General features: G+C 51.3%; 25 protein-coding genes. 15 read left to right on the top strand and 10 right to left on the bottom strand.

The genetic code is table 11. The annotated features are described in order from the left end of the window. Positions 1 to 12: 12 nt before the first annotated feature. The 4 genes from glp to ACFMKP_RS10695 form a co-directional block, all read right to left on the bottom strand. Complete coding sequence (gene glp / locus ACFMKP_RS10680) at positions 13 to 1,248, bottom strand: gephyrin-like molybdotransferase Glp (protein ID WP_382291653.1); 1,236 nt, start codon at positions 1,246 to 1,248, stop codon at positions 13 to 15. A 57-nt stretch (positions 1,249 to 1,305) separates the two neighbouring features. Continuing rightward, positions 1,306 to 1,683: an aspartate 1-decarboxylase gene (gene panD / locus ACFMKP_RS10685; RefSeq protein ID WP_054537250.1), complete on the bottom strand. Its 378-nt coding sequence runs from the start codon at positions 1,681 to 1,683 to the stop codon at positions 1,306 to 1,308. A 266-nt stretch (positions 1,684 to 1,949) separates the two neighbouring features. Beyond that, positions 1,950 to 2,171, bottom strand: coding sequence for a hypothetical protein (locus ACFMKP_RS10690; RefSeq protein ID WP_054537251.1), 222 nt, complete (start codon positions 2,169 to 2,171; stop codon positions 1,950 to 1,952). Between the two features lie 38 nt (positions 2,172 to 2,209). After that, positions 2,210 to 2,881 carry an HAD family hydrolase gene (locus tag ACFMKP_RS10695; protein ID WP_382291656.1) on the bottom strand — a complete coding sequence of 224 codons (672 nt, stop codon included), beginning with the start codon at positions 2,879 to 2,881 and terminating at the stop codon, positions 2,210 to 2,212. 208 nt (positions 2,882 to 3,089) lie between these two features. Between ACFMKP_RS10695 and ACFMKP_RS10700 the strand changes: the two genes are divergently transcribed. Beyond that, positions 3,090 to 3,971, top strand: coding sequence for a hypothetical protein (locus ACFMKP_RS10700; protein WP_382291658.1), 882 nt, complete (start codon positions 3,090 to 3,092; stop codon positions 3,969 to 3,971). A gap of 3 nt (positions 3,972 to 3,974) precedes the next feature. Further along, on the top strand, positions 3,975 to 4,613 hold the full coding sequence (locus tag ACFMKP_RS10705; RefSeq protein WP_382291660.1) for a hypothetical protein: 639 nt from the start codon (positions 3,975 to 3,977) through the stop codon (positions 4,611 to 4,613). 12 nt (positions 4,614 to 4,625) lie between these two features. Here the strand turns inward: ACFMKP_RS10705 and ACFMKP_RS10710 are convergent, their stop codons facing one another. The 4 genes from ACFMKP_RS10710 to ACFMKP_RS10725 are packed head-to-tail and all read right to left on the bottom strand — an operon-like array spanning position 4,626 to position 6,839. Beyond that, a complete protein-coding gene (locus ACFMKP_RS10710; RefSeq protein WP_382291662.1) occupies positions 4,626 to 5,171 on the bottom strand; it encodes a protoglobin domain-containing protein in 546 nt (181 codons plus the stop codon). Between the two features lie 15 nt (positions 5,172 to 5,186). Beyond that, positions 5,187 to 5,564, bottom strand: a complete 378-nt coding sequence (locus tag ACFMKP_RS10715; protein WP_110515036.1) for a roadblock/LC7 domain-containing protein — start codon at positions 5,562 to 5,564, stop codon at positions 5,187 to 5,189. After that, positions 5,557 to 6,132, bottom strand: a complete 576-nt coding sequence (locus ACFMKP_RS10720; protein ID WP_382291664.1) for an ATP/GTP-binding protein — start codon at positions 6,130 to 6,132, stop codon at positions 5,557 to 5,559. Before ACFMKP_RS10720 ends, ACFMKP_RS10715 begins: the two co-directional genes overlap by 8 nt. Before the next feature lie 8 nt (positions 6,133 to 6,140). Continuing rightward, positions 6,141 to 6,839, bottom strand: a complete 699-nt coding sequence (locus tag ACFMKP_RS10725; protein ID WP_382291666.1) for a DUF4388 domain-containing protein — start codon at positions 6,837 to 6,839, stop codon at positions 6,141 to 6,143. A gap of 361 nt (positions 6,840 to 7,200) precedes the next feature. Here ACFMKP_RS10725 and upp point away from each other — a divergent pair, with 361 nt between their 5' ends. The 10 genes from upp (at position 7,201) to ACFMKP_RS10775 (ending at position 17,358) form a co-directional block, all read left to right on the top strand. After that, positions 7,201 to 7,821: a uracil phosphoribosyltransferase gene (gene upp, locus ACFMKP_RS10730; protein ID WP_382291668.1), complete on the top strand. Its 621-nt coding sequence runs from the start codon at positions 7,201 to 7,203 to the stop codon at positions 7,819 to 7,821. 6 nt (positions 7,822 to 7,827) lie between these two features. Further along, positions 7,828 to 8,808: an NAD-dependent epimerase/dehydratase family protein gene (locus ACFMKP_RS10735; protein ID WP_382291670.1), complete on the top strand. Its 981-nt coding sequence runs from the start codon at positions 7,828 to 7,830 to the stop codon at positions 8,806 to 8,808. Further along, positions 8,809 to 9,624, top strand: coding sequence for an MBL fold metallo-hydrolase (locus ACFMKP_RS10740; protein WP_382291672.1), 816 nt, complete (start codon positions 8,809 to 8,811; stop codon positions 9,622 to 9,624). Beyond that, positions 9,621 to 10,919, top strand: coding sequence for a F390 synthetase-related protein (locus tag ACFMKP_RS10745; RefSeq protein ID WP_382291674.1), 1,299 nt, complete (start codon positions 9,621 to 9,623; stop codon positions 10,917 to 10,919). Before ACFMKP_RS10740 ends, ACFMKP_RS10745 begins: the two co-directional genes overlap by 4 nt. Continuing rightward, on the top strand, positions 10,916 to 12,169 hold the full coding sequence (locus ACFMKP_RS10750) for a glycosyltransferase (protein ID WP_382291676.1): 1,254 nt from the start codon (positions 10,916 to 10,918) through the stop codon (positions 12,167 to 12,169). Before ACFMKP_RS10745 ends, ACFMKP_RS10750 begins: the two co-directional genes overlap by 4 nt. A gap of 24 nt (positions 12,170 to 12,193) precedes the next feature. Continuing rightward, positions 12,194 to 13,180, top strand: coding sequence for a 3-oxoacyl-ACP synthase III family protein (locus ACFMKP_RS10755; protein ID WP_382291678.1), 987 nt, complete (start codon positions 12,194 to 12,196; stop codon positions 13,178 to 13,180). Positions 13,181 to 13,189: 9 nt separating this feature from the next. Beyond that, positions 13,190 to 13,936: an SDR family NAD(P)-dependent oxidoreductase gene (locus ACFMKP_RS10760; protein ID WP_382291680.1), complete on the top strand. Its 747-nt coding sequence runs from the start codon at positions 13,190 to 13,192 to the stop codon at positions 13,934 to 13,936. Between the two features lie 89 nt (positions 13,937 to 14,025). Further along, positions 14,026 to 15,579, top strand: coding sequence for an ABC transporter substrate-binding protein (locus tag ACFMKP_RS10765; RefSeq protein WP_382291682.1), 1,554 nt, complete (start codon positions 14,026 to 14,028; stop codon positions 15,577 to 15,579). Beyond that, entirely contained in the window at positions 15,576 to 16,526 is a 951-nt protein-coding gene (locus ACFMKP_RS10770; RefSeq protein WP_382291684.1) for an ABC transporter permease, read from the top strand. The genes ACFMKP_RS10765 and ACFMKP_RS10770 overlap by 4 nt, the downstream gene beginning before the upstream one ends. Beyond that, positions 16,450 to 17,358: an ABC transporter permease gene (locus ACFMKP_RS10775; protein WP_382291686.1), complete on the top strand. Its 909-nt coding sequence runs from the start codon at positions 16,450 to 16,452 to the stop codon at positions 17,356 to 17,358. Before ACFMKP_RS10770 ends, ACFMKP_RS10775 begins: the two co-directional genes overlap by 77 nt. A 290-nt stretch (positions 17,359 to 17,648) precedes the next feature. On the opposite strand, the gene ACFMKP_RS10780 is transcribed toward ACFMKP_RS10775, so the two are convergent. Continuing rightward, entirely contained in the window at positions 17,649 to 18,707 is a 1,059-nt protein-coding gene (locus ACFMKP_RS10780) for an RNA polymerase sigma factor RpoD/SigA (protein WP_054532437.1), read from the bottom strand. Between the two features lie 496 nt (positions 18,708 to 19,203). Then, positions 19,204 to 19,386 carry a 50S ribosomal protein L28 gene (gene rpmB / locus ACFMKP_RS10785; RefSeq protein WP_041303856.1) on the bottom strand — a complete coding sequence of 61 codons (183 nt, stop codon included), beginning with the start codon at positions 19,384 to 19,386 and terminating at the stop codon, positions 19,204 to 19,206. Between the two features lie 294 nt (positions 19,387 to 19,680). Between rpmB and ACFMKP_RS10790 the strand changes: the two genes are divergently transcribed. From ACFMKP_RS10790 to ACFMKP_RS10800, 3 genes are read left to right on the top strand one after another with little or no spacing between them, the layout of a single operon-like run. After that, positions 19,681 to 20,160 (top strand): Asp23/Gls24 family envelope stress response protein, encoded by a 480-nt coding sequence (locus ACFMKP_RS10790; RefSeq protein ID WP_204756296.1) that lies wholly within the window; start codon positions 19,681 to 19,683, stop codon positions 20,158 to 20,160. After that, complete coding sequence (locus ACFMKP_RS10795) at positions 20,132 to 21,769, top strand: DAK2 domain-containing protein (protein WP_382291689.1); 1,638 nt, start codon at positions 20,132 to 20,134, stop codon at positions 21,767 to 21,769. Before ACFMKP_RS10790 ends, ACFMKP_RS10795 begins: the two co-directional genes overlap by 29 nt. 44 nt (positions 21,770 to 21,813) lie before the next feature. Next, entirely contained in the window at positions 21,814 to 22,662 is an 849-nt protein-coding gene (locus tag ACFMKP_RS10800) for a DegV family protein (RefSeq protein ID WP_204756298.1), read from the top strand. The last annotated feature ends 106 nt before the right edge of the window (positions 22,663 to 22,768 follow it).

Below are 22,768 nucleotides of genomic sequence, written 5' to 3' on the forward strand. Positions count from 1 at the left end.
GTACTCCATCAACTATTGCAATTCGCCAAACAGCACAATTTCGGCGTATTCACCACGAATAATGCCACGACTTGCCTCTGGCACAATCAACAAGCCATTTGCTCGCGCCATCGAGCTAACCAAGCCTGATCCTTGAGCACCGGTTAATTGAGCAGTCAAGCCTTCAGCGCTGCTTTTAACAATCACCCGCAAATATTGGCGACGTTCGTTGCTTTCCAAATCGGCATCGAGCAGTTTCGCCCAAACACTAGGCCGAAAGAGCTGTTGATAACCGCCAAGCTTGCGTAACGCAGGCCGTACAAACAGCTCAAAACACACCATGGCCGAAACTGGGTTACCAGGCAAGCCAAAAATTGGTTTGCCATTGATCGAGCCAAAGGCCAAGGGTTTGCCTGGGCGCATACGCACGCGCCAAAATTCTAGTTTGCCAACTTCGTTCAAAATTTGCTTGACCAAATCATAATCGCCAACCGACACGCCGCCAGAAGTCAACAATACATCAGCTTCGGCCACTGCTTGGGCTAAAGTTGCGCGCAAGGCCTCAGCATTATCGGGCACAATTGGCATTAAGATCGGAACCGCTCCCGCTTCGCGCACTTGGGCGGCATTGGCATAGCCATTCGAGTTGCGAATTTGGCCAGGATTTGGCTCAACGCCAACATCAACCAACTCATCGCCAGTTGCAATAATTGCGACGCGTGGTTGGCGAAACACTGGCACTTGAGCCGCGCCAATCGTAGCCAAAACCCCAATGCTGCCAGCATGCAAGACCTGCCCAGCGTTTAAAACCAAGGCTCCAGCCTGCATATCTTCACCCGCTGGGCGAATATTATTGCCGTGCTGGGTTGCTTGAAACATCCGCACAACCTCAGATTGGGCGTTGGGCTGACCTTCGTCGGTTTCCTCGAAGGGCACAACCGCTTCAGCATTAGCCGGAACTTGAGCGCCAGTCATAATCCGAATTGCGCTGCCAGCCCGCAGTTCATGCTTTGGCACCGCTCCCGCCGCAACCCGTTCAATAATCTGCAACGATACAGGCTGATCGGCACTGGCTTGAGCCAAATCGCCAACCAACACCGCATAGCCATCCATAGCCGAGTTAGCAAATGGCGGTGCAGCGCGATCGGCATACATGGACATGGCCAAGACGCGACCTAAGGCCTCAGTTAACGCAATTGATTCGCTGGCGAGGGTGGTCATGCGCTCAAGAATCGCCGCTTGAGCATCGGCAACAGCAAGTAAGCTCATATAAAAAAAGGCCATGGATGGGCCAAAACCCAATCCATGGCACACTCCTCACAACAACTAACGACCACCAGCAGGCTGCAAGGCCTTGACCTCGGTAATCGCGTTTTGTTCGTCAACAAAGACCACGGTTGGCTCCCATTCTTCGGGCTTGGCATCAACTTGGGCATAGGCCATGATGATCACCAAATCGCCAACATTGACTAAGTGCGCCGCAGCACCGTTGAGTTGAATTGTGCCCGAGCCACGTTCGCCGACAATTGCATAGGTTTCGAGCCGCGCACCGTTATTAACATCGACTACTTGAACCCGTTCAAATGGCCAAATTCCCGCTGCTTCCAAAAGATCCTCATCAATGGTTATCGAACCAACATAATTGAGGTCTGCCCCAGTGACGGTGGCGCGGTGAATTTTGGCATGCACGAGGGTACGAATCATCGTTGATTACTCCTTAGGTTGGTCGCCGCTGTTCATCCCATCGATCAACAGTCGCCGCCATACATCATGATACGGCTGTCAGTGGTCTAACGCAAGTCATTTTTATTGAGGTTTCTATTTGATTCTTAAAAGATTTAGATGAATCCCCTCACCCCAGCCCCTCTCCCGTCCAGCAGGCGAGGGGCTTTTACGGTGTTCTTGGCCTGATTGCTGTGCTCCCCAAGCTTGCTCCCCTCGCCCGCGTTCAGTGGGCGAGGGAAACTGAGTTATTTTTGCGGATTAGGATAGCGTTCGAGCTTACCATCGAGGTCAGCAATGCGTTCGCGTAATTGCTCAACGCTCAAGGCAGTACCGTCGTCATCGGTTGGCAACACAATGCCTTCAGCCTCAAGATCCCAGTTTTGTTCAAGGCCTTCCAAGGCGCGGGCCAATTTGCGGCGTTCCGAAAGCCATTCCTTGCGATACATCCGATTTTTATATTGTGGCATACAATCCTCCAATTCAAGTAATAGCTCTATTGTACCATTCAGCGTTGCGCGCTTTGAGCCAACCACGCGGGCAACTCACTGAGCTGATTTAAGATCGTTGCTGGTTGGGCTGCGCTGAGCGTTGCCAGATCATGCGTGCCTGTTGTAACCGCTACGCTCGCAACTTTGGCGTTATGGCCAAGCGTAATATCGTGGGTCGTGTCGCCAATCATCAGTGCTTGGGTTGCATTCAGGCCAAAATAGGCCAAGGTTTTTTCCAACATCTCGGCATGCGGCTTGGGCTGAGTTACCGAATCGTTGCCCATCAGCAAATCAAAATACTCAAATAAGCCAACTTGCTGCAATACGGCAGCGCTCACTGGCGTAATTTTCGAGCTAGCAATCGTCAACCGATAGCCAGTAGATTTTAATTTGCTGATAGTTTCGGCCACGCCTGTAAACAAACGGCTGCTCGGAATCGCAATCTCACGGTAGATTGTACGATAGCGCTCGGTCAAAATCGCATAGTTTTCAGGCCCAAAATCGGTCAAGCGTTCCCAAAAAACCTGCAATGGCAAGCCAATCCATGGTGCAATCTGGCGATATTCAGCTCCAGCAAAGCCATGTTCCGCCAACACTTGATTGACCGTATCCACAATCCCTTGCGCCGAATCGACCAACGTTCCATCTAAATCGAAAGCCAATAATTGAATCTGCTGCGAATCAACCACCACCGACTCCTAGCCTAAGCAACGAATCTAAACAGCTATTATGCAACGTTTGAGCAGTTTCGCAAATTGCGCAGCAACCCATGCCAAAAATCGTGATCAAGTGTATCTAACCAAAGCGAGTGAATAGATTTACCAGCTATGTATTGCATAGCATCCATTCCACAGAGGCTGGCAATCTTCACCCAAACCAGCCTTTGTGGAGTTACCAATGCGCTATCTTGGCCTGAGTGGCCGCATTTTGAAACGACCTGATTTACAAGCGCCCAACCAGCAAGGCCTAAGTCAATGGGTTTTGTATCTTTACGATGTGCTGCGCTATCTCGACCAACAACACATTCATTGTTATCGTTTGCCAGCCTGGCCGTATGAATTGCTGAATAGCTGGCCCGAATCCGCCGATCAACTCAGCTTAATTGGCAATTATGCCCAACAAGCCAAAATTCGCCTAACCTATCATGCGCCAAGCAATGTGCTGCTCAATAGCCATGATCAGCATATTCGCCAGTATGCGCTGAATTATTTAACTAGTGCAGCAGACTTTTTGTCCCAGCTTGGCAGCTATGATCCAGTGATTGTAGTCCATATCGGGGCGCAATATGGCGATCGAGCTTGGGCCTTGGCGCAAACGGTCGCCAGTTTGCAGCAGCTTGATTCCGCAGTTCTCAATTGCTTAGCCCTAGAGGCCGATGGCCGAGTTTGGAGCTTGCTCGATGCATTGCACATTCATGCCCAAACTAAGATTCCGGTGATTTTCGATTGGCTACATCATCAACTTTACAACCCAGCCCAACTCAATGCTGGCGCTGGATTAGAATATGCGCTGGCGACTTGGCCAAGCCAACGCAAGCCCAAAGTGCATTTTAGCTCACCTAGAACCGAAATTCGGCTTGGTCAACGCCAACAATTATTGCTGCCAACGTGGCATGAGCACAGCGATTTGGCCAATCCATTTGAATTAATCAGCCTGCTACGGTTGCCATTCCAGCGCGATTACGATCTGATGCTTGAGGTTAAGGCAGGCGATTTGGCGCTTGAACGAGCGCGCAGCGATCTCCAACGCTTTGCGCCTGAACTTGTTGATGTGGAGTAGGTTATGCCAGAAGCCAATACGCCAGTTTTAGTCGCAGTCTTGAATAACCAAGCAGATTGGCAACGGATTCAGGAGCAGCATTGGTATCGGGTTCCGTTAGCCCACGCCCCACGGCGCATGACTGCTGGCATTTTGGCATGGTATCAAACCAAGGCGTTTGGTGCTGAGGGCGGTCAAATTCGCTGGTATGCAGAAATAAATCATGTGAGCCAAGCCACCCGCAGTCAGCTAATCCCCGAGCAACCAGCGCATCCTCGTGCTCAAGAGCGCTACTGGCGACTCCAAATTGGCCAATTGCAAAGCTTGCCGCAGCCAATTTTAGCCCAACGCTTTCGACGAATTACCTTTATTAGCACCAATTGGCAGCAGTTCATTCACGCCAAGCAGATCAACGATCTCTGGCTAGGTGATAGCTTAATCGAGCAACTAAGCCAACAATTAATCAGCGAGGGCATGAACGTAGCGCGACGGCGCTTACACGATGGTAATACGCCGCCGCAAGGCACATGTATTCTGATTCCGTTGCTCAATCAGATTGAGCTCCAGATTGGTGGGCAGGTTTTACGACTCGAACATGAGGATTTAATTTGGGATTTTGCTGGCTGCTTAGCCCAAATTCGCGCCTTACAACGCCGCAATTGAGCTAGGTTCAGCCTATTGACCAGCAAGCAACAAACGGGCAAGGCGCTCGCCGCCAACCAAATCGGCCAAATGGGCCAATTGGTTATCTTCGTAGGCTTGATTAAACAGTGCTACATCGAGGGCTAGAACTTTGCGGAAGGCAATAATTGCATTAGTGGGGTCGCTGCTCGTAGCGGCAATCTGCTCACCACACGGCATAATAATATCCAGCATCGCCAACGGATAGCGCACAGGCAAACCGATGCGCACATGAATTTCGCCAATTTTCAAGCGTTGCTGAGCATACGCTTCATCATACGTCCCACGAAACAAATCGCTAAACCATGTTCCAAGCATGCCCGTCAAGCGTTCTACCGAAACGCCATCGAGGTATTCAGCGGTAGCGGCGTGGCCAAGCAAGCGCTTGTAAAATGCATCGGTAAAATCTTTGGTTTGAGCTTTGGCCTTTTCGTGTAAGCCGCCAAGTAATTGCGCTTCGGCAGCAGAAACATCCATCATTTTGACCAACTCGGTGAGAATGGCCGTGCCTTTCACGCCCCAACTTTGACGATCTGCCATGAGCTACCTCCTTGATTAAGCACTCATCAGTTCGGCGATTGCCCGACCAGTTTCCCGCGCTTCAATCCGAATCATGCCAAGATTGGCTTGTTGGCGCAGAATGATTGCCAGAATCATTTGGGTAGCAACTGGCATAACTAAGAGATAGCCACTTTCGGCGTTAACAATGGCCTCGTTGGCCTTCCCAATTTTCAAATCGTTAACCACGCGGGTCGTAACCCCCATCATCGTGGCTGCAATCGCGCCCATGCGGTCGGCATTAACATCTGCCGACATGCGCGAGCTAATCAAAATCCCATCTGAACTAATTAATGCGGCCCCATTAATATCGTTACCGTTATTGGTAACCAATTGGCCTAAAATAGTATTAATTTGCTCCGAACGACTAGCCATGAGAGTGCTCCTTGTGAGTTACAGGCGAGGAGGATGAATCTTGGGCTAAAACGTCGATTCGATCAAGCAGCGTAGCGATTACATCGCTCACCAGCGCATAGTCGGTTGCGTTACAAGCGAGAATCGGAATATCGTTTGGTAGCCCTAAACGGCGGCGAATATACGTTGGCGGCAAGGCCCCAGGTAAATCTTGTTTGGTGGCGGCAACCACGAATGGTACGGGGGTCAGTTCCGCGAAGCGTTCCAATACAACAATTGTTTCGTTAAAATGGGCTGGGCGACAGCTATCAACTAAAACAATATAACCCAAACAGCCTTCAGCTAAAATTTCCCACATAAAATCAAAACGTTCTTGGCCTGGCGTGCCAAATAAGAGCAAGCGTTGTTCGGCATCAATCGTCAACGTGCCGAAATCCAAGCCAACCGTTGTATGATGTTTCAATTCTTTTTCTTCAGCGTGTGTGACGGCAACATCAGTATCAACGACATCGATTTCGCTGACTGTGCGAATAAATTGCGATTTACCCGCCGCGTATGCTCCCGTGATAACAATTTTATAATTGACCATTGTCACTCCTACGCACTAGCGCTGGTACGACGCAGCCGCGCTTTGATAGCTTGAACCAACCCACGCACCCGAGTTTCAACCATATGTTCAGGGTTTGGAGCCATCAAAACTGGGCTAAGCGAACGCTGAGAAACAACAATCTCGCAGGACACCTCCACCAAGTTCAAGGCGATCAAACGATGCAGCACTTTGAGAGTTTGATCGTAATTCCAACCAGTGGCTTCAACCAGTTCAGCCACGCTTAATTCTTGGACTAATTGGCTCAAAATGCGCCAATCTTCGAGGGTCAGGGTGATGTCGCTGGCTTGGCTGAGCTTTGGCACCAAGCGCAAACGCGAGGTTGGCTGAAGTTTGGTCGTGCCAGCCAAGCGTTGTGGTTGGTCGCGGCGACGCAAGCCTTCAATAATCAGCCAATCAATTGAGCGTTGAATTTGCACGCTGACCGTTTCTTGTGGGTTGGGTGGTAAAAAGACAAATTGGGCATCGTCCCAGGCCAGCATATCAAACACCGCTTGTTCACCACACGAAATCCGTTCGTGGGAAGTATTTTTGACCACCCCTGCATTGATAATTGCGCCATCAAAAAACCACAACATCGCCTTGAATGGAGCATTCGCAATCAGTAGACGACCAGTTTTGCGCCCATGATGAAATACATGCATCAAATCAATCAATGGCATATCAGCAAAATTACCTTCGAGAGCCATAGCCGTCTCCTTTTTGCGCAGTACAACCAGTCGATGTTGTCTAGGTTTTGTCCATATTCTGTATAAAAATAATACAAGCTGGAACAAATATATTTTCTAGCAGGCTTGATTGCAGGCATCGACGTAAGAAAAATGACAACTGTATTATGGCCGCAATTGGATGTATCCGTCTATGATATGTCAATACTCTTTATGGCTATGCAGGGGTAAGGTAACGATTGGGATGGAAGTACTAGAAGACGTTTCCATGGAGAGGATCGCAGGTATAACGTGCTAGGTTGATTGAACCATGCCTAAGAGGGGTTTGTCAAGATGGGATACAATAGCCACGATCTGCGGTTTTTTTAGTATTGAGGTTGTTATGGGCTTACATGTATCATCGCATCCATTGGTTTTACATAAATTGGCGTTACTGCGACGCGTCGAGAGCGAACCAAAGAAATTCCGCGAATTGGTGCGCGAAATTTCGCAATTTTTGGTCTATGAAGCAACTGCCGATATGCCGCTTGCGCCCTATACCATTCAGACCCCTTTAGGCTCGATGGAAGGCCACGCCATCGGCGCACGCATTGGCTTGATTCCGATTTTGCGGGCTGGCTTGGGCATGGTCGAGCCAGTGATTGACCTCTTGCCAACCGCCCACGTCTGGCATTTAGGCCTGTATCGCGACCATAACTCGCTTGAGCCAGTTACCTACTATAACAAATTACCAGCCCAACCTGATATTGATGTGTGTTTGATTCTCGACCCAATGTTGGCAACTGGTGGCTCAGCAGTTGCTGCGGTTGATATTTTGAAGGCTTGGGGCGCTGCCAAGATTAAATTCTTGGGGTTAATCGCCGCACCTGAAGGGGTAGAACGCTTGCAAAACGCTCACCCCGACGTGGAAATTCATTTGGCAGCGCTTGACGAACGCTTGAACGAGCAAGGCTATATCGTGCCCGGCTTGGGCGATGCAGGTGACCGCCAATTTGGAACGTAGGCAAGAATGCGCATTTTAGTAACTGGGGCAACTGGTTTTTTGGGTTCGCACACCGCTTTGGCCCTGCACAAAGCTGGGCATACGGTGCTGGGCTTGGGTCGCCGCTGGCAGCAGGTTCCACAGCTTGTGAACGCTGGCATTAAGCCAATTACTGCTGATTTACGCGAGCGCGATGCAGTGATTGCGGCCTGCGCTGACTGCGATCTGGTGGTGCATAGCGGGGCACTTTCGGCACCGTGGGGCAGTCGCCGCGATTTTCAGGCGATTAACGTTGACGGAACGGCCCATGTGCTGGCTGGTTGTGCTGCGCACAATGTTGGACGCTTGGTGTTTATCTCATCACCAAGCGTTCTTTCCAATGGCCATGATCAGCTGGATTTAGTCGATACTGCGCCCTATCCGGCGCGGCCAATCTCGCTCTATTCAGCCAGCAAACAGCAGGCCGAGCAGTTGGTGCTGACCCATGCAACGCCAAGCGTCATTTTGCGGCCCAAGGCGATTTTTGGCGAGGGCGATCAAGCGTTGTTGCCACGAATTATTGCGGCAGCACGGGCTGGGCGCTTACGCCAATTTGGCGCTGGTCAAAATCTGGTTGATTTGACCTATGTGGAAAATGTGGTGCATGCAATTGAGCTGGCGTTAACTGCACCAGCGGCGCTTGGCAAGGCCTACACAATCACCAACGCCGAGCATCCGCAACTGTGGGCGGTCATTCGGCGGGTGCTGGCTGAGTTGGGCGTGAAGAGCGATTTACGGCCAATGCCCTTGCCTGTGGCCCTGTTGATGGCACGCATAATGGAAAGTATTAGTCTGGTAACCCGCCGCGAGCCATTATTGACGCGCTATAGCGTGTTGGCCTTGGCGCGCAGCCAAACCCATTCGATCGTTGCTGCTCAACACGATTTGGGCTATCAACCACAAATTAGCCTTGAGCTTGGCATTCAACGCACAATCGCCGCCCTCAAACAGCCAACAAAGGTGGATTAAATGCAGGTTTTCTTGCTGGATACGGGAATTTGCCGCGTGCCAGAATATCATATGTTGCGCGATGGCAGCAGCCAAATTATCGATTGCCATGCAGTTGTGGCCTTGATTGAGCATCCCCAGCGGGGCTGGGGCTTGTTTGATGTTGGTTATAGCCAAGCGATGCTCAGCGCAACCGAACATTTGCCGTGGTCGCTCTATCGGCGGGCTACGCCACTGCGCTTGTCGCCAGCGCTAGAAGTGATCAATCAACTGCCAAACTATGGCTTGAGCGCCGCCGATATTGGCTGGATTGTGCTTTCTCACGCGCATGCCGACCATGTAGCCGCGTTGGCCGATTTTCCGCAGGCCGATTTATATCTTTCGGCAACGGCGTTTGAGTTGGTTAGCCAAGTTCAGGGGATTAATGCTTTGCGGCGGGGCATTATTCCAAGTTTATTTCCCCAAGCTTGGCACCAACGTCTGCATTTAATTCATACATTTAACGATCAGCCGTTGTTTGCCTTGGGCAATAGCCACGATTTGTTTGGCGATGGACTGTTGCGTTTGGTTGAATTGCCCGGCCATGCACGCGGCCAAATTGGCATGTATGTTGCCAATCAGCGGCCAATCCTGCTGGCGGCGGATGGAGCGTGGCACTCACGGGCGATTCGCGAACAAGTGCTGCCACACCCAATTACCTATTTGATGATCGACGATGCCAAAGCTATGGCCACAACCTTGGCGCGCTTGAGTGCTTTTGCTCAAGCCTACCCTGAGGTATTGATTGTGCCTTGCCATTGCCCAGAAATCTATGCTAGCGAGGTAGCCAAGGCATGAGCATCAGCGATACATTAACTACAGCTTGGTATTTTGGGCGCGCACGTTGGCGTTGGCGGCTGAATCGACAGCGTTTGCGAGATTTTCAAAATACTAAAGCCCAGCAATTAATTCCGTGGGTGGCTCAGCATTCAGCCTTCTATCGCCAGCATTGGCAAGGCCACGACCTGCGTGATTGGCGCAATTTGCCGGTCGTCGATAAACGCTTGATGATGGCTAACTTTCGTGAATTTAATAGCTTGGAAGTGCCAGCAGCAGCGGCCTTCGATCTAGCGCAACAAGCAGAGCAAGAGCGTGATTTTGTGCCGCGCTTGGGTGATCTGACGGTTGGGCTTTCGTCGGGCACGTCGGGCCATCGCGGCTTGTTTTTGCTTAGCCCCGCCGAGCAATTACTGTGGGTTGGCACGATTTTGGCCCGCACATTGCACCAAATCAAGCCAACCAAAATTGCCTTTTTCCTGCGTGCCAACAGCAATCTTTACCAACAATTGGGCGGGCGGTTGATTCAATTTCGCTATTTTGATTTGACTCAAGCGCTTGAGCCGCAGCTTGAAATGCTGAATACCTACCAGCCAACAATCATTGTTGCGCCGCCAGCATTGCTGTTGCAATTGCTCGCCGCAGCCCAAACTGGCGAATTGACGCATCGCCCTGAGCGCATGATTAGCGTGGCTGATGCGTTGGCCCCAGATGAACAAGCGCAACTTAGCACGTTTTTTGGCATTCCAATCGAGCAAATCTATCAAGCAACCGAAGGTTTGCTCGCCATCTCGTGTGCGCATGGCAGTTTGCACATTCAAGAGGATTTGGTGGCGCTGGATTTTGAGGATTTAGGCCAAGGCCGAGTTACGCCGTATGTCACCGATTTGTGGCGGCGCACTCAGCCGATTATTCGCTATCGATTGAACGATGTATTGCGCCTGAGTTCGCAAGCGTGCAGCTGTGGCAGCAGCTTCGCGGTGATTGAACAGATCGAGGGGCGGCGTGATGATATTTGCTACTTTACGGCACATGGTCAGCGCCAAGCAATGTTCCCTGATAGCTTGCGCCGCGCCATTCTCTTAGCGCATCCAGCAATTTTAGAATATCAAATCATCCAGCCAGCAGACGACCAGTTGCAAATCAGCTTGACCATAGCAGATACGGCGGATGCTACATTGGTTAGTACAGCGGTTGAGCAGCAGATTCAGCGTCAGCTAGCCGAATATGGTTGTAGCGCGTATCATTTGAGCATCGATTTTGCAGCAATCGATTATGGGACGCTGAATAAACGTCGGCGTGTAATTCGGCAATGAACTATTGCATCTTGGCGCTTGGCTCGCGGGGTGATGTGCAGCCGTTTATCGCTTTGGCACGTGGTTTGCAGGCCCAAGGCCATCAAGTTGTTATCGCCGCCGCTCACGATTATCGGGCATTGGTCGAAAGCTATGCTTGTCGCTTTGCCCCTTTGATTGGCTCGATTCAAGCTTTGCTTGACCCTGAGCAGATGGCAGCGGGCTTGGCAGCAGGTCGCGGCGCAATTATCAAACAATTTCTCCAACAAACGCCGCCACTTATTCAGCAATTAATCGCCGATGCCTTGGCAGCCTGTCGTGATGCAGATTGTTTGATCGTGGCGAGTTTAGGGTTCTGGCCTGCTTTACATCTCGCTGAGCATTTGCAAATTCCGGTGGTGGTGGTGCATATGCATCCGTATGGCGCTAGCAGCCAAACGGCGCATCATTTTATGCCCCAATTGACTTGGCCCATCTATCGCCGCATGAGCTATGTGCTAGCCGAACAGGTGCAATGGCAAGTGCTGCGTATGGCCTTTAACCAAGCACGCCAGCAGATTTTGCAACGGCCAAGCCTGAGTGTCGGCCAACTTTGGCAACGTAGCCGCCAGTTTCAACCGCCAAGTTTATATGCCTATAGCGCCTTGGTTGCGCCGCCGCCTGCAAACTGGCAGAACGCTGGTGCGATTACCGGCTATTGGATGCTCGAACCAGCAGCAAACTGGCAAGCGCCAGCGGCAGTGCGTGATTTTCTGGCAGCAGGCCCAGCCCCAATCGCCGTGAGTTTTGGCAGTATGATCCATGGCCAAGAGCGCGGCGCAGCATTAAGCCAATTGCTGATTGCAGCCAGCCAAAAAGCCAACCTGCGCTTGATTATCAACCAAGGTTGGGGCGATTTGGGCCAAGGTCAGTTGCCAAGCAATTGCCTAGCCGCTACTGGCTTGGATTATGCTTGGCTGTTTGAGCGCGTTGCGGCGGTGGTGCATCATGGCGGCGCGGGCGTAACCGCAACCGCGTTGCAGGCAGCCAAGCCAGCCTTGGTCACGCCATTTTTGGGCGACCAATATTTTTGGGGCCAACGGGTGTATGCTTTAAAAACTGGGCCTGCGCCTGTGCCAGCCAATCGATTGCAGATTGATCGTTTGGCGCAACTGTTGCGCAGCTTGAGCGAACGCACTGATTATCACCAAGCAGCCCAACAGCTTGCCAGCACATTAGCCGCTGAACATGGCGTACAGCAAGCCATCGCATGGCTAGAGCAACGGTTTTGAACTTTTTAATTACGAGGTAGTACTATGCAGTTTCCTCTGCGCATCGCCGGCATCGGCGCTTACGTTCCAGCAACCATCGTTACCACCAGCGACTTGGCCGAGCGCTTTGGGGTTGATTCCAGCATCATTGAGCGCACCACGGGCATTACCGAGCGCCGTTATGCGGTGGAAGAAACTGCCTTGACGATGGCGGTTCAAGCCTCACAACAAGCGCTAGCCGATGCCAAGTACGAGCTTGATAGTATCGATTTGATTGTGGTGGCTGCGGCAGGCATGCATCAATACATTCCATGTACCGCTGCTTTGTTGCAAAAGGCTTTACAAGCACCAGCGGGCCGCAGCGCATGTTTCGATTTAAACGCTACCTGTTTAAGTTTTCTGTTTGGCTTGCAAGTGTTAGCACCCCTGATTGCCAGCGGAGTGTATCAACGGGTGCTGTTAGTCAGCACCGAACGCGCTTCGGTTGCGCTCGACCCCAACGAATGGCAATCGACAGCGCTGTTTGGCGATGCCGCTGCCGCCGTTATTTTGGAGCGTGGCGATGGCAGCAGCAGCCTCGAACGGAGCCAATTTACAACATGGAGCAATGGTAGCGATTTGATTCAAATTCGCGGCGGCGGCTCAAACCAGCATCCCAATGCAGCCACTACCACGCCCGACATGAATTGGTTTTCAATGCAAGGGCCGCTAGCATTTCGCTTTGTGTTTCGTGAGCTTCAGCAATTTGTAAAGCAATTTTTAGTCGATCTTGGCTGGCAAAATCACGAAGTCGATGCTTTGATTCCACATCAAGCCAACCGTCATGCAATTGAGCAAGTGCAAGTTCGCTTGGGCTTTACAGCTGATCAAGTGATTAGCAATTTTGCCAAACGTGGTAATTGTGTTGCCGCCTCAATTCCCTTAGCGTTGGCCGAAGCTGTCGCCGAGGGCCGCATCCAACGCGGCAATCGGTTGGTGCTGCTTGGCTCGGGCGCTGGCATCACCTTGGGCGTAGTGGCCTTAATTTACTAGGAATTGGCAATGGTTGTGTTGATTACTGGGGCTGGCACTGGCCTTGGTCAGGCCATGGCGCTGGCCTTGGCCAAACGGGGCGCAACAATTATTCTGGTTGGCCGCCGCCGCGAAAAGCTGGCCCATAGTGCTGGCTTGATTACCCAGGCTGGCAGCCAAGCGTGGCCAATTGTTTGCGATCTAAGCGATCAGCAGGCGGTGGAAACACTCGCCAAACAGATTAAACACCGCTATCTTCAGCTCGATTTAATCATTCATAATGCAGCAATCCTCGCTGGCGGAGCTTTTGAACAGCTGCCTGAACAGCACATTTTAGCTGCAATCAATGCCAATCTTGTATCGCCAATTTTGCTTACCCGCCAACTTTTGCCCAAAGCAATCTTGATTGTTGGCAGCACGGTCAGTAGGGTTGCCATGCCCGGCGCAAGCCTGTATAGCTTGAGCAAAGCGGCGCTTGAGGCATGGGCCTTGGCGCTCGCCGCTGAAACCACAATCAAGGTTGTGCGGGCCTATCCGCCTGCCAGCAAAACCGCAATGACCGCCGCCATGGCCCAACAAAGCGGCCAGCGTTTTCCCCTAGCCGAGCCAAACCAGGTAGGCGAGCACATTATTCGGCGCTATTTGGCGGGCGAAAGCGAAATTATACTGAGTATCAATGATCGATTGCTTTTTTGGCTGCAACGCTACAGCCCAAAACTGCTCCATGCATTGCTCAAACGCTATCATCGCCAGCTGATCAAGCTGTGGAGTTCCTAGCGCAAGCATTTGACAAACCAAAGCGAGCCGACTACAATTGCCACCTTGTTGATACTTAATATCAATAACTAATAATGAAAGGTTTGGCAATGCGGCGTTTTGGTGCTCAGCTTTTAGGGCTAATTCTGCTTATACATCTGTTAATCGCCTGTGGCACAGCCAGCGAAACAGCTCAACCCACAACTTCGACGAATGCAGCGAGCGAGCAAACGGCCAATTCCAACGGCGTGTTGCGAATTGGTACCGGTATCAATTTGCCAGTTGGCTTGAATGTAGCGCAAGGCTCCACTGGCTACAACATGGTGACCTATGGCGCGGGCGAAACCCTGATGCGCTTTACTGTTGATAATAAGCTTGAGCCGTGGTTGGCTGAAAGCGTCAGCGCGCTCGATGCTACGACGTGGCAAATTAAATTGCGCCAAGGCGTACGCTTTCATGATGGCAGCGAACTCAAGGCTAGCGATGTAGTTACTTCATTCAACAGTAGCTGGCAAAACTTGAGTGCCGCCAAAAACTTCATTCCTGCAGATAGCAAAACCACAGTGATTGATGATTACACCCTCATCTTGAGCACCAGCCAAGCTGAAGGCAGCGTGCCCTATAGCCTTGCCAACTGGAATTTCGTCATTCACAAGCCTGCAGTCAATGGAATTTCGGTGTTGACTGGCATGTATCAGCCGATGAGTCTCGAAAAAGACCAAGAATTGGTGCTCGAACGCTTTGCTAATTATTGGGATGGTCAGGCAGGCCTGCAAAAAATCAGCGTCAAGAAAATTCCCGATGCCAATGCCCGTTCTTTGGCTTTGCAAAGCGGCGATTTGGATCTGTTGACCAACGTCGCGCCTGATTTGGCCAGCGGCCTACCAGCAGATATTGAGCTTCAGAGCGTTGCTGGCACGCGCATGCATTATGTTATGTTAGATAGTGCCTATCCGCCATTTGATGATCGTTTGGTGCGCCAAGCCATGACCTTGGCAATCGATCGCCAAGCCTTGTTGCAAGCGACACTTGATGGCCAAGGTGCTGTGGCAACCAATCTTTATCCAGCAAGTGTTGGGATTGAACTTGTCGAAGCCCAAATTTTTGATCCTGCCCAAGCTGCCAAATTGCTTGACCAAGCGGGCTGGGTTGTCGGCAGCGATGGCATGCGCAGAAAAAATGGCCAAGCATTGGCTTTTACCTTGCACAGCTACCCAGGTCGCGCCGAAATCACCATGATGGCAATCGCGATTCAAGCCCAATTGAAAGAGCTTGGGATTGCGGTTGAGGTCAAGGAAGTGACCGATATTGGCGAAATCGTCGAAAAAGGCAACTTCAACGCCAGTATGTATTCAATCGGCACCTCGCCAGATCCCCAATATACCGTTGGCACAACGCTGATTAAAGGTGCGGCCTACAACTATGCTGGCTATAGCAACCCAGCAATTGAAAGCGCCTTTGCAGAATTGCGCGCCGAGCAAGACCATGTCAAACGGATCACAATTGCCAAGCGGATTCAAACCGAAGTCAAAAATGATCCAGTGAATATCTATCTTGCCAGCCCGCCGCTGATTACGGCCTATCGCAAGGGCAGCCTCAGCGGCTATGTGCCCAATCCCAATGATGTGTATTTGATCACCAAGGAATTGAAACTCAATCAATGAGTAGCTTGCTCCGCCAAATTGCTGGGCGCATGCTAAGCGGGCTGATCGTCTTATGGATGGTCAGCGTGCTGGCTTTTCTGATTATTCATGCTGCCCCAGGCGACCCAGCCCGCATGCTGTTGAATGCCAACGGCCTTGACGCGCCGCCAGTCGAAGCGGTCGAGGCCAAACGGCGCGAGCTTGGCCTCGATCAACCGTTGCTCAACCAATATAGCAATTGGATTGAAGGCATTGGGCAAGGCAATTTTGGCAGCAGCTACCATTCGGGCAAGCCTGTTTGGCTGATGTATCGTGAGCGTTTGCCAGCAACCTTGATGATGGCTGGCTTGGCCTTGATGCTCTCGCTGAGCATTGCAATTCCCTTGGGCTTGCTGAGCGCAATCAAACGCCACAGCTTATTAGATCATACGGCGCAGCTGTTGGCGGTCATTGGGGCGGCAATTCCTGGCTTTTGGATTGGCTTAGTGCTCATTTTGATTTTTGCGGCCAAACTACGTTGGTTGCCAGCTTTGGGTAGCACCACATTTAAAGGGATGTTGCTGCCAGCAATCATCTTGGCCTTGCCCAATATTGCCCTAACCTCGCGGCTCGTGCGCGCAACGACGCTCGATGTGCTGAATCAACAATACATCCTAACTGCGCGGGCCAAAGGTCGCTCGGAACATGGCTTGTTATTTGCCCATGCCTTGCCCAATGTTGCTGCCAGTTTGATAACCCCAATTAGCCTTGAGATCGCCTTTTTGCTCACAGGGACGGTGATTATCGAGCATGTTTTTGCCTATCCCGGGATTGGGCGTATGGCTGTTGAGGCAGCGTTAATTGGCGATATGCCAGTTTTGGGCTTGGCGGTGTTGATTGCAGGAGGAATCTATGTTGTCGCTAACTGGTGCGCTGACCTCGGTATGGCAGCGCTTGACCCACGGCTCCGCCAACATCGCCAAAGCTAAACAGGCTGAAGAGCAACGAGCCAAGCCTCGCTTGAGCAGCCTTGGCCGCGTGGCAGCGGCAATGTTGCTGCTCATGGTTGTGGCCGTCAGTATCGGCCCATGGTTTTGGCAGGTCGATCCACTGGCGCAGAATGTTGCTGAGCGTTTGGCCCCGCCATCGTTGAGCAATCCGCTTGGCACCGATCAATTTGGGCGTGATGTTCTCGCCCGAATCTTGATTGGCGGGCGCTGGTCGTTAGCGGGAGCGACATTAGTTTGTCTTGGAACAAGTTGTTTAGGCTTGATCATTGGCGCGTGCTGTGCTTTGGGACCGCGCTGGCTTGATTATCTACTGAGCCGCATTACCGAAACCCTGCAAGCAATTCCAGCAGTGTTGTTGGCCTTGGCGCTAAGTGCGATTCTCTCGCGCTCGTTTGGCAATTTGCTGCTGGCCTTGGTGCTGACCAATTGGACGTGGTATGCTCGCATATATCGGGCCTTGATCATCAAAGAATTGGCAATGCCCTATATTGAAGGTGCGCAGGTCATTGGGGTCAAGCCGCTGGCGATTTTAACCCGTCATGTGCTGCCCAACCTCTTTGGCGCGATTGTTGTGGTTGCCACGACCAACTTTGGCGGCGTGATTTTGAACCTCTCAGCCTTATCGTTTATTGGCTTTGGCCTCAACCCACCAACCCCAGAGTGGGGCAATTTGATTAACGAATCGCGAACATTTTTTCAACGTGAACCACGCCTGATGCTTATTCCTGGCCTGTGCATTGCGACCACCGTGCTTTGGATTAATCTCTTGGGCAATGCCCTGCGCGATCGCTTGGATCTTGATAGAAGGTAGAGAGTGGGGATTGGGGATCGGGGATCAGGGATTAGGGGCTATCGGACGATCAATTAGTGGAATTCGGGCAATTCGTGGCTAAAAAGAACAGAGAGCAAAGAACATAGAACAGAGAGCATAGAACATAATCCCAACAATCTGTGCCAATCTGTGGCGAAAAATAATGCTTCGCGTTTTTCGCGCCCTTCGTGGTTTTCGTCCTTCGTGTCCCTTCGTGCCCTTCGTGGATCAAAAACAAACCCCCGCCACCAGAACGGTAGCGAGGGGTTCGTAAGCCATAGTAAAAACTCTTAGTCAAGATAGGCTCGGAGGTGTTGTCCAACATTGGGTTGGCGCAAGTGGCGCATTGCTTCGGCCTCGATTTGGCGGGTGCGTTCGCGGGTAATGCCGAATTCAGCCCCAACTTCTTCGAGAGTGCGGCGTTTGCCATCGGCTAAGCCATAGCGCAACTGCAAGATTTGGCGTTCGCGGTCGGGCAATTGCGAAAGCGCATCGGCCAACTCATCGTGCAACATCATGCGGGTTGCTTGCTCAAGTGGCGCTTCATCGGTATCGTCGGCCAGAAACTCGCCAACCCGACCTTGGCCTTCTTTGCCAATTGGTTGCTCGAGCGACACTGGCTGGACTGAAGCATTCAACATGCGCTTGACCTTGCGCAAACTTACGCCCAAGGCATCGGCCAACTCATCGGGAGTAGCCTCGCGTTGCAGGGCTTGTTCAAGCTGGTAGGCAACGCGGCGCATTTGCGCGATTGATTCGCTCAAGTGAACTGGCAAGCGAATGGTGCGGCTTTGTTCGGCAATCGCCCGGGTCACTGCTTGGCGAATCCACCAAGTAGCATAGGTTGAAAAACGGTTGCCTTTGCGATAGTCGAATTTTTCGACGGCACGCATCAAGCCAATATTGCCTTCTTGGATCAGATCCATGAACGACATATGATTGCCGATATATTTTTTGGCGACGCTGACCACCAAGCGCAAATTGGCTTGAGTTAGCTTGCGCCGGCCTTCGTTACCATAATCGACGCGGCGTTCGAGCGCTTTGCGCTCGTCCCACGTTGCGTATTGTTCGGTTTGCAACTGGAGCTCCGCCTTGCGCCCAGTTTCAATTTGTTTGGCGAGAGTAATTTCTTCCTCGGCGGTAAGCAACTCGACCTCGCCGATTTCACGCAAATACATCTGGACTGAATCTTCGACAGCCTCGGAATAGAGCGTTTTCTTGCGGCGTAGGTTTACTATGGCTAATTCTGCGTCTTCATCATTAAAACCCGGCTCAAGCTCCCAGCCCTCAGGGGCATCTTCAAGCTCCGGTTGGTTTTTTGCTACATTCATCGTTTCATACTTTGTCATCGTCCACGCTCGCTGGGCTACGCCCACTATGGCTTTCGCTGCTGGCGGCGCACGAAAGCTATCTATTGAACCCGCAGGATTCTTTATACAATGTACTACGTTACGTCTGGTAAGCTTGGATGTTTGCTGGATTGTGACGGGCTGCTTCCACATCCTGGATTATGTCTAAAGCAAAAACCACGCCACGAACTGTAATTCTTACAGTTACAGTATAACAAGTATAGTATAGCAAGAGATTCGTCAAGATCAATAAGCCAAAAGGGGTAGTTTATAGATGTTCAAAGTTTCTTCATAGGTTAGGAGTAAAGTGCTAGTGTACAATGGGACTATTGTATGCATTGGAGGATTTATCGAATTGTTAGGTATCAAAAAGTAACTTGAAATGAGGTCAAATAATAGTTAAAAACTATTGCAAAGGGTATAGCTATCCGCTATAATGCGTTGCGGTCAAAACCGAGGTTCCTTGCCGCAACGCACCTCTGCGGTGATAAAACCATTAGCGATCTTTGTACATGGTGCGAATATAGCGGGTGCTAACTTTCATTCGCTTCATTTGACCATTAACTTCAACCATAGCCCATTGGATATTTGGTTTCCATGAGCGATTGGTACGGTTTTTAGCGTGGCTCACATTGTGGCCGAAGGAGCGCTTTTTCCCCGTCATTTGGCAGACTGCCATGGGCGGACCTCCGTAGTTGAGACTTAAAAAGAGCCACCCTTGGTGGCTGTACCCGCTGACTATACCATAGGACGCGCTCTGATGCAACTTTTTAAATTATGCAAGTTTTCTGGCTGAATGCCCAGCAATCAAGGCCAATTGGGCTTCAGATTGAAGCCAATTATGGCATATGCTAGCTCTTGCATAATCGAGTATCATACAGCAGTAGCGCGGTTAGTTCCGCGCTATTCTCATCAAAAAACCGACGCTCGTGAGCGCCGACCATCGAACCATCTAGTTGCGAGGACTGTTCGAGTGAACGAGAAAACAAGTCTCGCGAATGTGCGCCAAAACGACGCTGGACGCATCGAGGTACATTCTCGCGCCATTGCTACTGTAGTAGCCGGAGCGGTAGTGCGGTGCTACGGCGTTGTGGGCATGGCCCCGCGCAACTTACGCGATAGTGTCGCCCATGTGTTGCGACCGGAAGATCAATATAAAGGTATTGACGTGCAAGTCAGTGCCGAGGCAATTAACATCGATCTGTTTGTGATCATCGAGTATGGCACACGGATCGCTACTGTTGCCCGCAATATTATGGAAACTGTTCAGTACGCGGTTGTGCATGCACTTGGCGAGGCCAATATCACGGTCAATGTGCATGTTCAGGGCCTGCGGATTGAGCAAGCAGACAAAGAACCAACAAAAGATGCAACCGAAGGCCAGCCCAGCCGCTGGCGACGTTTTGGCGTAATGGGAGGTCTGCGTGGACAGCGCACCGAAGAATCAAATTGATGGCACCCGGCTGTTGGCAGTTTTTCGCGCAGCCGCAGCGTGGTTTAGCCAGAATGTGGCAACTGTCAACGCCCTAAATGTGTTTCCTGTGCCCGATGGCGATACAGGAACCAACATGAACCTTACGCTGACAGCGGCGCTCAAGGATGTGCAGGATGATGCCTCGGTCGCGGTCGTGGCCGAACGAGTGTATCGCGGGGCTTTGATGGGCGCTCGCGGCAACTCTGGGGTGATTCTTTCGCAAATTCTGCGCGGGCTTTCGCAGGGCATGGCCGGCCAGCAGGTTTGTACGCCCGAAATCTTGGTTGCAGCCTTAGAACAAGCCTCAACTACTGCTTATAAAGCGGTGATCAAACCAGTCGAAGGCACAATGCTCACGGTTATTCGCGAAACCAGCGAAGCAGCCCGAGCAGGCTTTAAGCCAGAAATGAACTGGCATGAAGTGCTTGATTTAATTGTTAAAGGGGCACGGGTTTCGGTCGATAATACGCCCAACCTGATGAAAATGTTACGCGACGCTGGCGTAGTCGATGCTGGCGGCGAAGGTTTGTATGTGCTCTTCGAGGGCGCGATGGCATTTGCCCGTGGCGAGAAGCTTGAACAACGAGTTGCCCCAGTCGATCAAGTGGCGATGGCCTTTGACGATATTCATAGCGACGATGATTTTGGCTATTGCACCAACTTTATGATCCAAGGCGAAGATATTCCCTACGAGGATGTGCGGCGCACGATTGCCGAAATGGGTACGTCGGTGGTCGCGGTTGGCGATGAACGCTTGGTCAAGGTGCATTTGCACACCCTACGGCCTGGCGATGCACTGAATTATGCAGTGCAATGGGGCAGCCTTGGGGCAATTGAAATTACCAATATGGATAAACAGCGCAGCGATCTGCATGAAGCCAAAGCCCAACAAACTAGCCAACCAGCCCGGGTAAAACCCGATGAGCCAGTGAGCGATGTTGGCGTGGTCGCGGTTGCGCCTGGCCAAGGCTTTCGCGAGCTGTTTGAATCGTTAAATGTTGGCGAAGTGGTCACTGGCGGCCAAACCATGAATCCCTCGATTCAAGATTTGGTGACGGCAATCGAGAAATTGCCCCAGCCAGCAGTTGTGGTGTTGCCAAATAATAGCAATGTGATTTTGGCAGCACAACAAGCGCAACAATTAACCAATAAAGTTGTGCATGTAATTCCAACTAAAACCGTGCCGCAAGGCATGGCGGCAATGTTTGCCTTTAATTATGCGGTTGGCGCTGAAGAAAATGTGCAGGCCATGAGCCGCGCAATTAAGGATATTACTACGGCGGAAATTACCACTGCCGTGCGCGATGCTACCGTAAATGATGTTGAAGTGCGCGATGGCCAAACGATTGGCTTGCTCAACGGCGCACTGGTTGAATCTGGCGATCAGCCCGACGACGTGATTGATCGCATCTTAGCCCGGATGGATTTGGACGACCATGAGATCGTTACCATCTATTATGGCGAACAATGTTCGGCGGAACAGGCTGAAACACTAGCCCACAAAATCAACGCAACCTACCCTGCGCTTGATGTTGAGGTGCAAAACGGCGGACAACCATTTTATGATTACATTCTCTCTGCGGAGTGATACACAGCCCCGTTTCTGACGGCGCGATGGAGATATGTTGGGTTATGGCGCGAGTAAAGATTATTACCGATAGCACTGCTGATATTCCACCAGCCTTGGCACAAGAGCTGAACATCACCGTGATTCCAATCTATGTGCATTTTGGTGATCAGACGTTGCGAGCTGGGATCGACATTAGCAACGAGCAGTTTTATCGGCGGATGGCCGAGGGTGGGCCGTATCCTTATACGACTGCACCAGCACCAGGAGTGTTTGAACAGTATTATCGTCAATTTTCCCGTGAATATGACGGGGTCTTTTCAATTCACTTGTCGAATCGCTTTGGCGGCGTGGTTAAATCGGCAACGATTGCCCGCGATAAATTGCCAGCCTCGCTGACCCGCGTTGAGGTGATTGATAGCACCTCGACCTCGTTGGGCTTAGGTATGGTGGCGATCGCCGCAGCCAAGGCAGCACTTGATGGTGCATCACTTGATGAAGTGCATCGAACGGTCATGCAAACTATTCAATTGACCCATGTAGTGTTTTTTGTTGATTCAATTGATTATCTTGAACGCAGCGGGCGTTTATCGCAAGCCTCGGCAATGCTTGGCTCGATGCAACGGATCAAGCCGTTGCTGATTCTTGATGATGGTGAAATTGTGCCTTACGATCGCACCCGCACGCGAGCCAAAGCAATTGAAGGCTTGTTTACCTTTATTGAGGACTTTCCCAAGGTCGAGCAGGTGGCGATTATGCACAGCACCACGCCTGATGATGTGGAGAAATTGCTAGAGAAGATTGACCCGATCTATCCTCGCGATCAGGTCATGATTGTGGAATATGGGCCAGCGCTGGGCGCACATCTGGGTCCAAATGCAATGGGTGTCGTGGTTTACGAAGGGATCGAGTAAACCAGCGCCGCAGATCAACTGTGCATCAACCAGTCTTAAATAAACCAACGTAACACCCCACGCAGCGTCATTTTCGGCTATTATACGGCTGCGTGGGGTAGCTATT

Source organism: Herpetosiphon sp. NSE202, from assembly GCF_042688385.1.
GTDB lineage: Bacteria > Chloroflexota > Chloroflexia > Chloroflexales > Herpetosiphonaceae > Herpetosiphon.

What these genes read in the sequence shown, in the direction of transcription:
- glp (WP_382291653.1), bottom strand. Translation starts at nt 1,248, where the DNA reads ATGAGCTTACTTGCTGTTGCCGATGCTCAAGCGGCGATTCTTGAGCGC.
- panD (WP_054537250.1), bottom strand. Translation starts at nt 1,683, where the DNA reads ATGATTCGTACCCTCGTGCATGCCAAAATTCACCGCGCCACCGTCACT.
- ACFMKP_RS10690 (WP_054537251.1), bottom strand. Translation starts at nt 2,171, where the DNA reads ATGCCACAATATAAAAATCGGATGTATCGCAAGGAATGGCTTTCGGAA.
- ACFMKP_RS10700 (WP_382291658.1), top strand. Translation starts at nt 3,090, where the DNA reads ATGCGCTATCTTGGCCTGAGTGGCCGCATTTTGAAACGACCTGATTTA.
- ACFMKP_RS10705 (WP_382291660.1), top strand. Translation starts at nt 3,975, where the DNA reads ATGCCAGAAGCCAATACGCCAGTTTTAGTCGCAGTCTTGAATAACCAA.
- ACFMKP_RS10710 (WP_382291662.1), bottom strand. Translation starts at nt 5,171, where the DNA reads ATGGCAGATCGTCAAAGTTGGGGCGTGAAAGGCACGGCCATTCTCACC.
- ACFMKP_RS10715 (WP_110515036.1), bottom strand. Translation starts at nt 5,564, where the DNA reads ATGGCTAGTCGTTCGGAGCAAATTAATACTATTTTAGGCCAATTGGTT.
- ACFMKP_RS10720 (WP_382291664.1), bottom strand. Translation starts at nt 6,132, where the DNA reads ATGGTCAATTATAAAATTGTTATCACGGGAGCATACGCGGCGGGTAAA.
- ACFMKP_RS10725 (WP_382291666.1), bottom strand. Translation starts at nt 6,839, where the DNA reads ATGGCTCTCGAAGGTAATTTTGCTGATATGCCATTGATTGATTTGATG.
- upp (WP_382291668.1), top strand. Translation starts at nt 7,201, where the DNA reads ATGGGCTTACATGTATCATCGCATCCATTGGTTTTACATAAATTGGCG.
- ACFMKP_RS10735 (WP_382291670.1), top strand. Translation starts at nt 7,828, where the DNA reads ATGCGCATTTTAGTAACTGGGGCAACTGGTTTTTTGGGTTCGCACACC.
- ACFMKP_RS10740 (WP_382291672.1), top strand. Translation starts at nt 8,809, where the DNA reads ATGCAGGTTTTCTTGCTGGATACGGGAATTTGCCGCGTGCCAGAATAT.
- ACFMKP_RS10745 (WP_382291674.1), top strand. Translation starts at nt 9,621, where the DNA reads ATGAGCATCAGCGATACATTAACTACAGCTTGGTATTTTGGGCGCGCA.
- ACFMKP_RS10750 (WP_382291676.1), top strand. Translation starts at nt 10,916, where the DNA reads ATGAACTATTGCATCTTGGCGCTTGGCTCGCGGGGTGATGTGCAGCCG.
- ACFMKP_RS10755 (WP_382291678.1), top strand. Translation starts at nt 12,194, where the DNA reads ATGCAGTTTCCTCTGCGCATCGCCGGCATCGGCGCTTACGTTCCAGCA.
- ACFMKP_RS10760 (WP_382291680.1), top strand. Translation starts at nt 13,190, where the DNA reads ATGGTTGTGTTGATTACTGGGGCTGGCACTGGCCTTGGTCAGGCCATG.
- ACFMKP_RS10765 (WP_382291682.1), top strand. Translation starts at nt 14,026, where the DNA reads ATGCGGCGTTTTGGTGCTCAGCTTTTAGGGCTAATTCTGCTTATACAT.
- ACFMKP_RS10770 (WP_382291684.1), top strand. Translation starts at nt 15,576, where the DNA reads ATGAGTAGCTTGCTCCGCCAAATTGCTGGGCGCATGCTAAGCGGGCTG.
- ACFMKP_RS10775 (WP_382291686.1), top strand. Translation starts at nt 16,450, where the DNA reads ATGTTGTCGCTAACTGGTGCGCTGACCTCGGTATGGCAGCGCTTGACC.
- ACFMKP_RS10780 (WP_054532437.1), bottom strand. Translation starts at nt 18,707, where the DNA reads ATGACAAAGTATGAAACGATGAATGTAGCAAAAAACCAACCGGAGCTT.
- rpmB (WP_041303856.1), bottom strand. Translation starts at nt 19,386, where the DNA reads ATGGCAGTCTGCCAAATGACGGGGAAAAAGCGCTCCTTCGGCCACAAT.
- ACFMKP_RS10800 (WP_204756298.1), top strand. Translation starts at nt 21,814, where the DNA reads ATGGCGCGAGTAAAGATTATTACCGATAGCACTGCTGATATTCCACCA.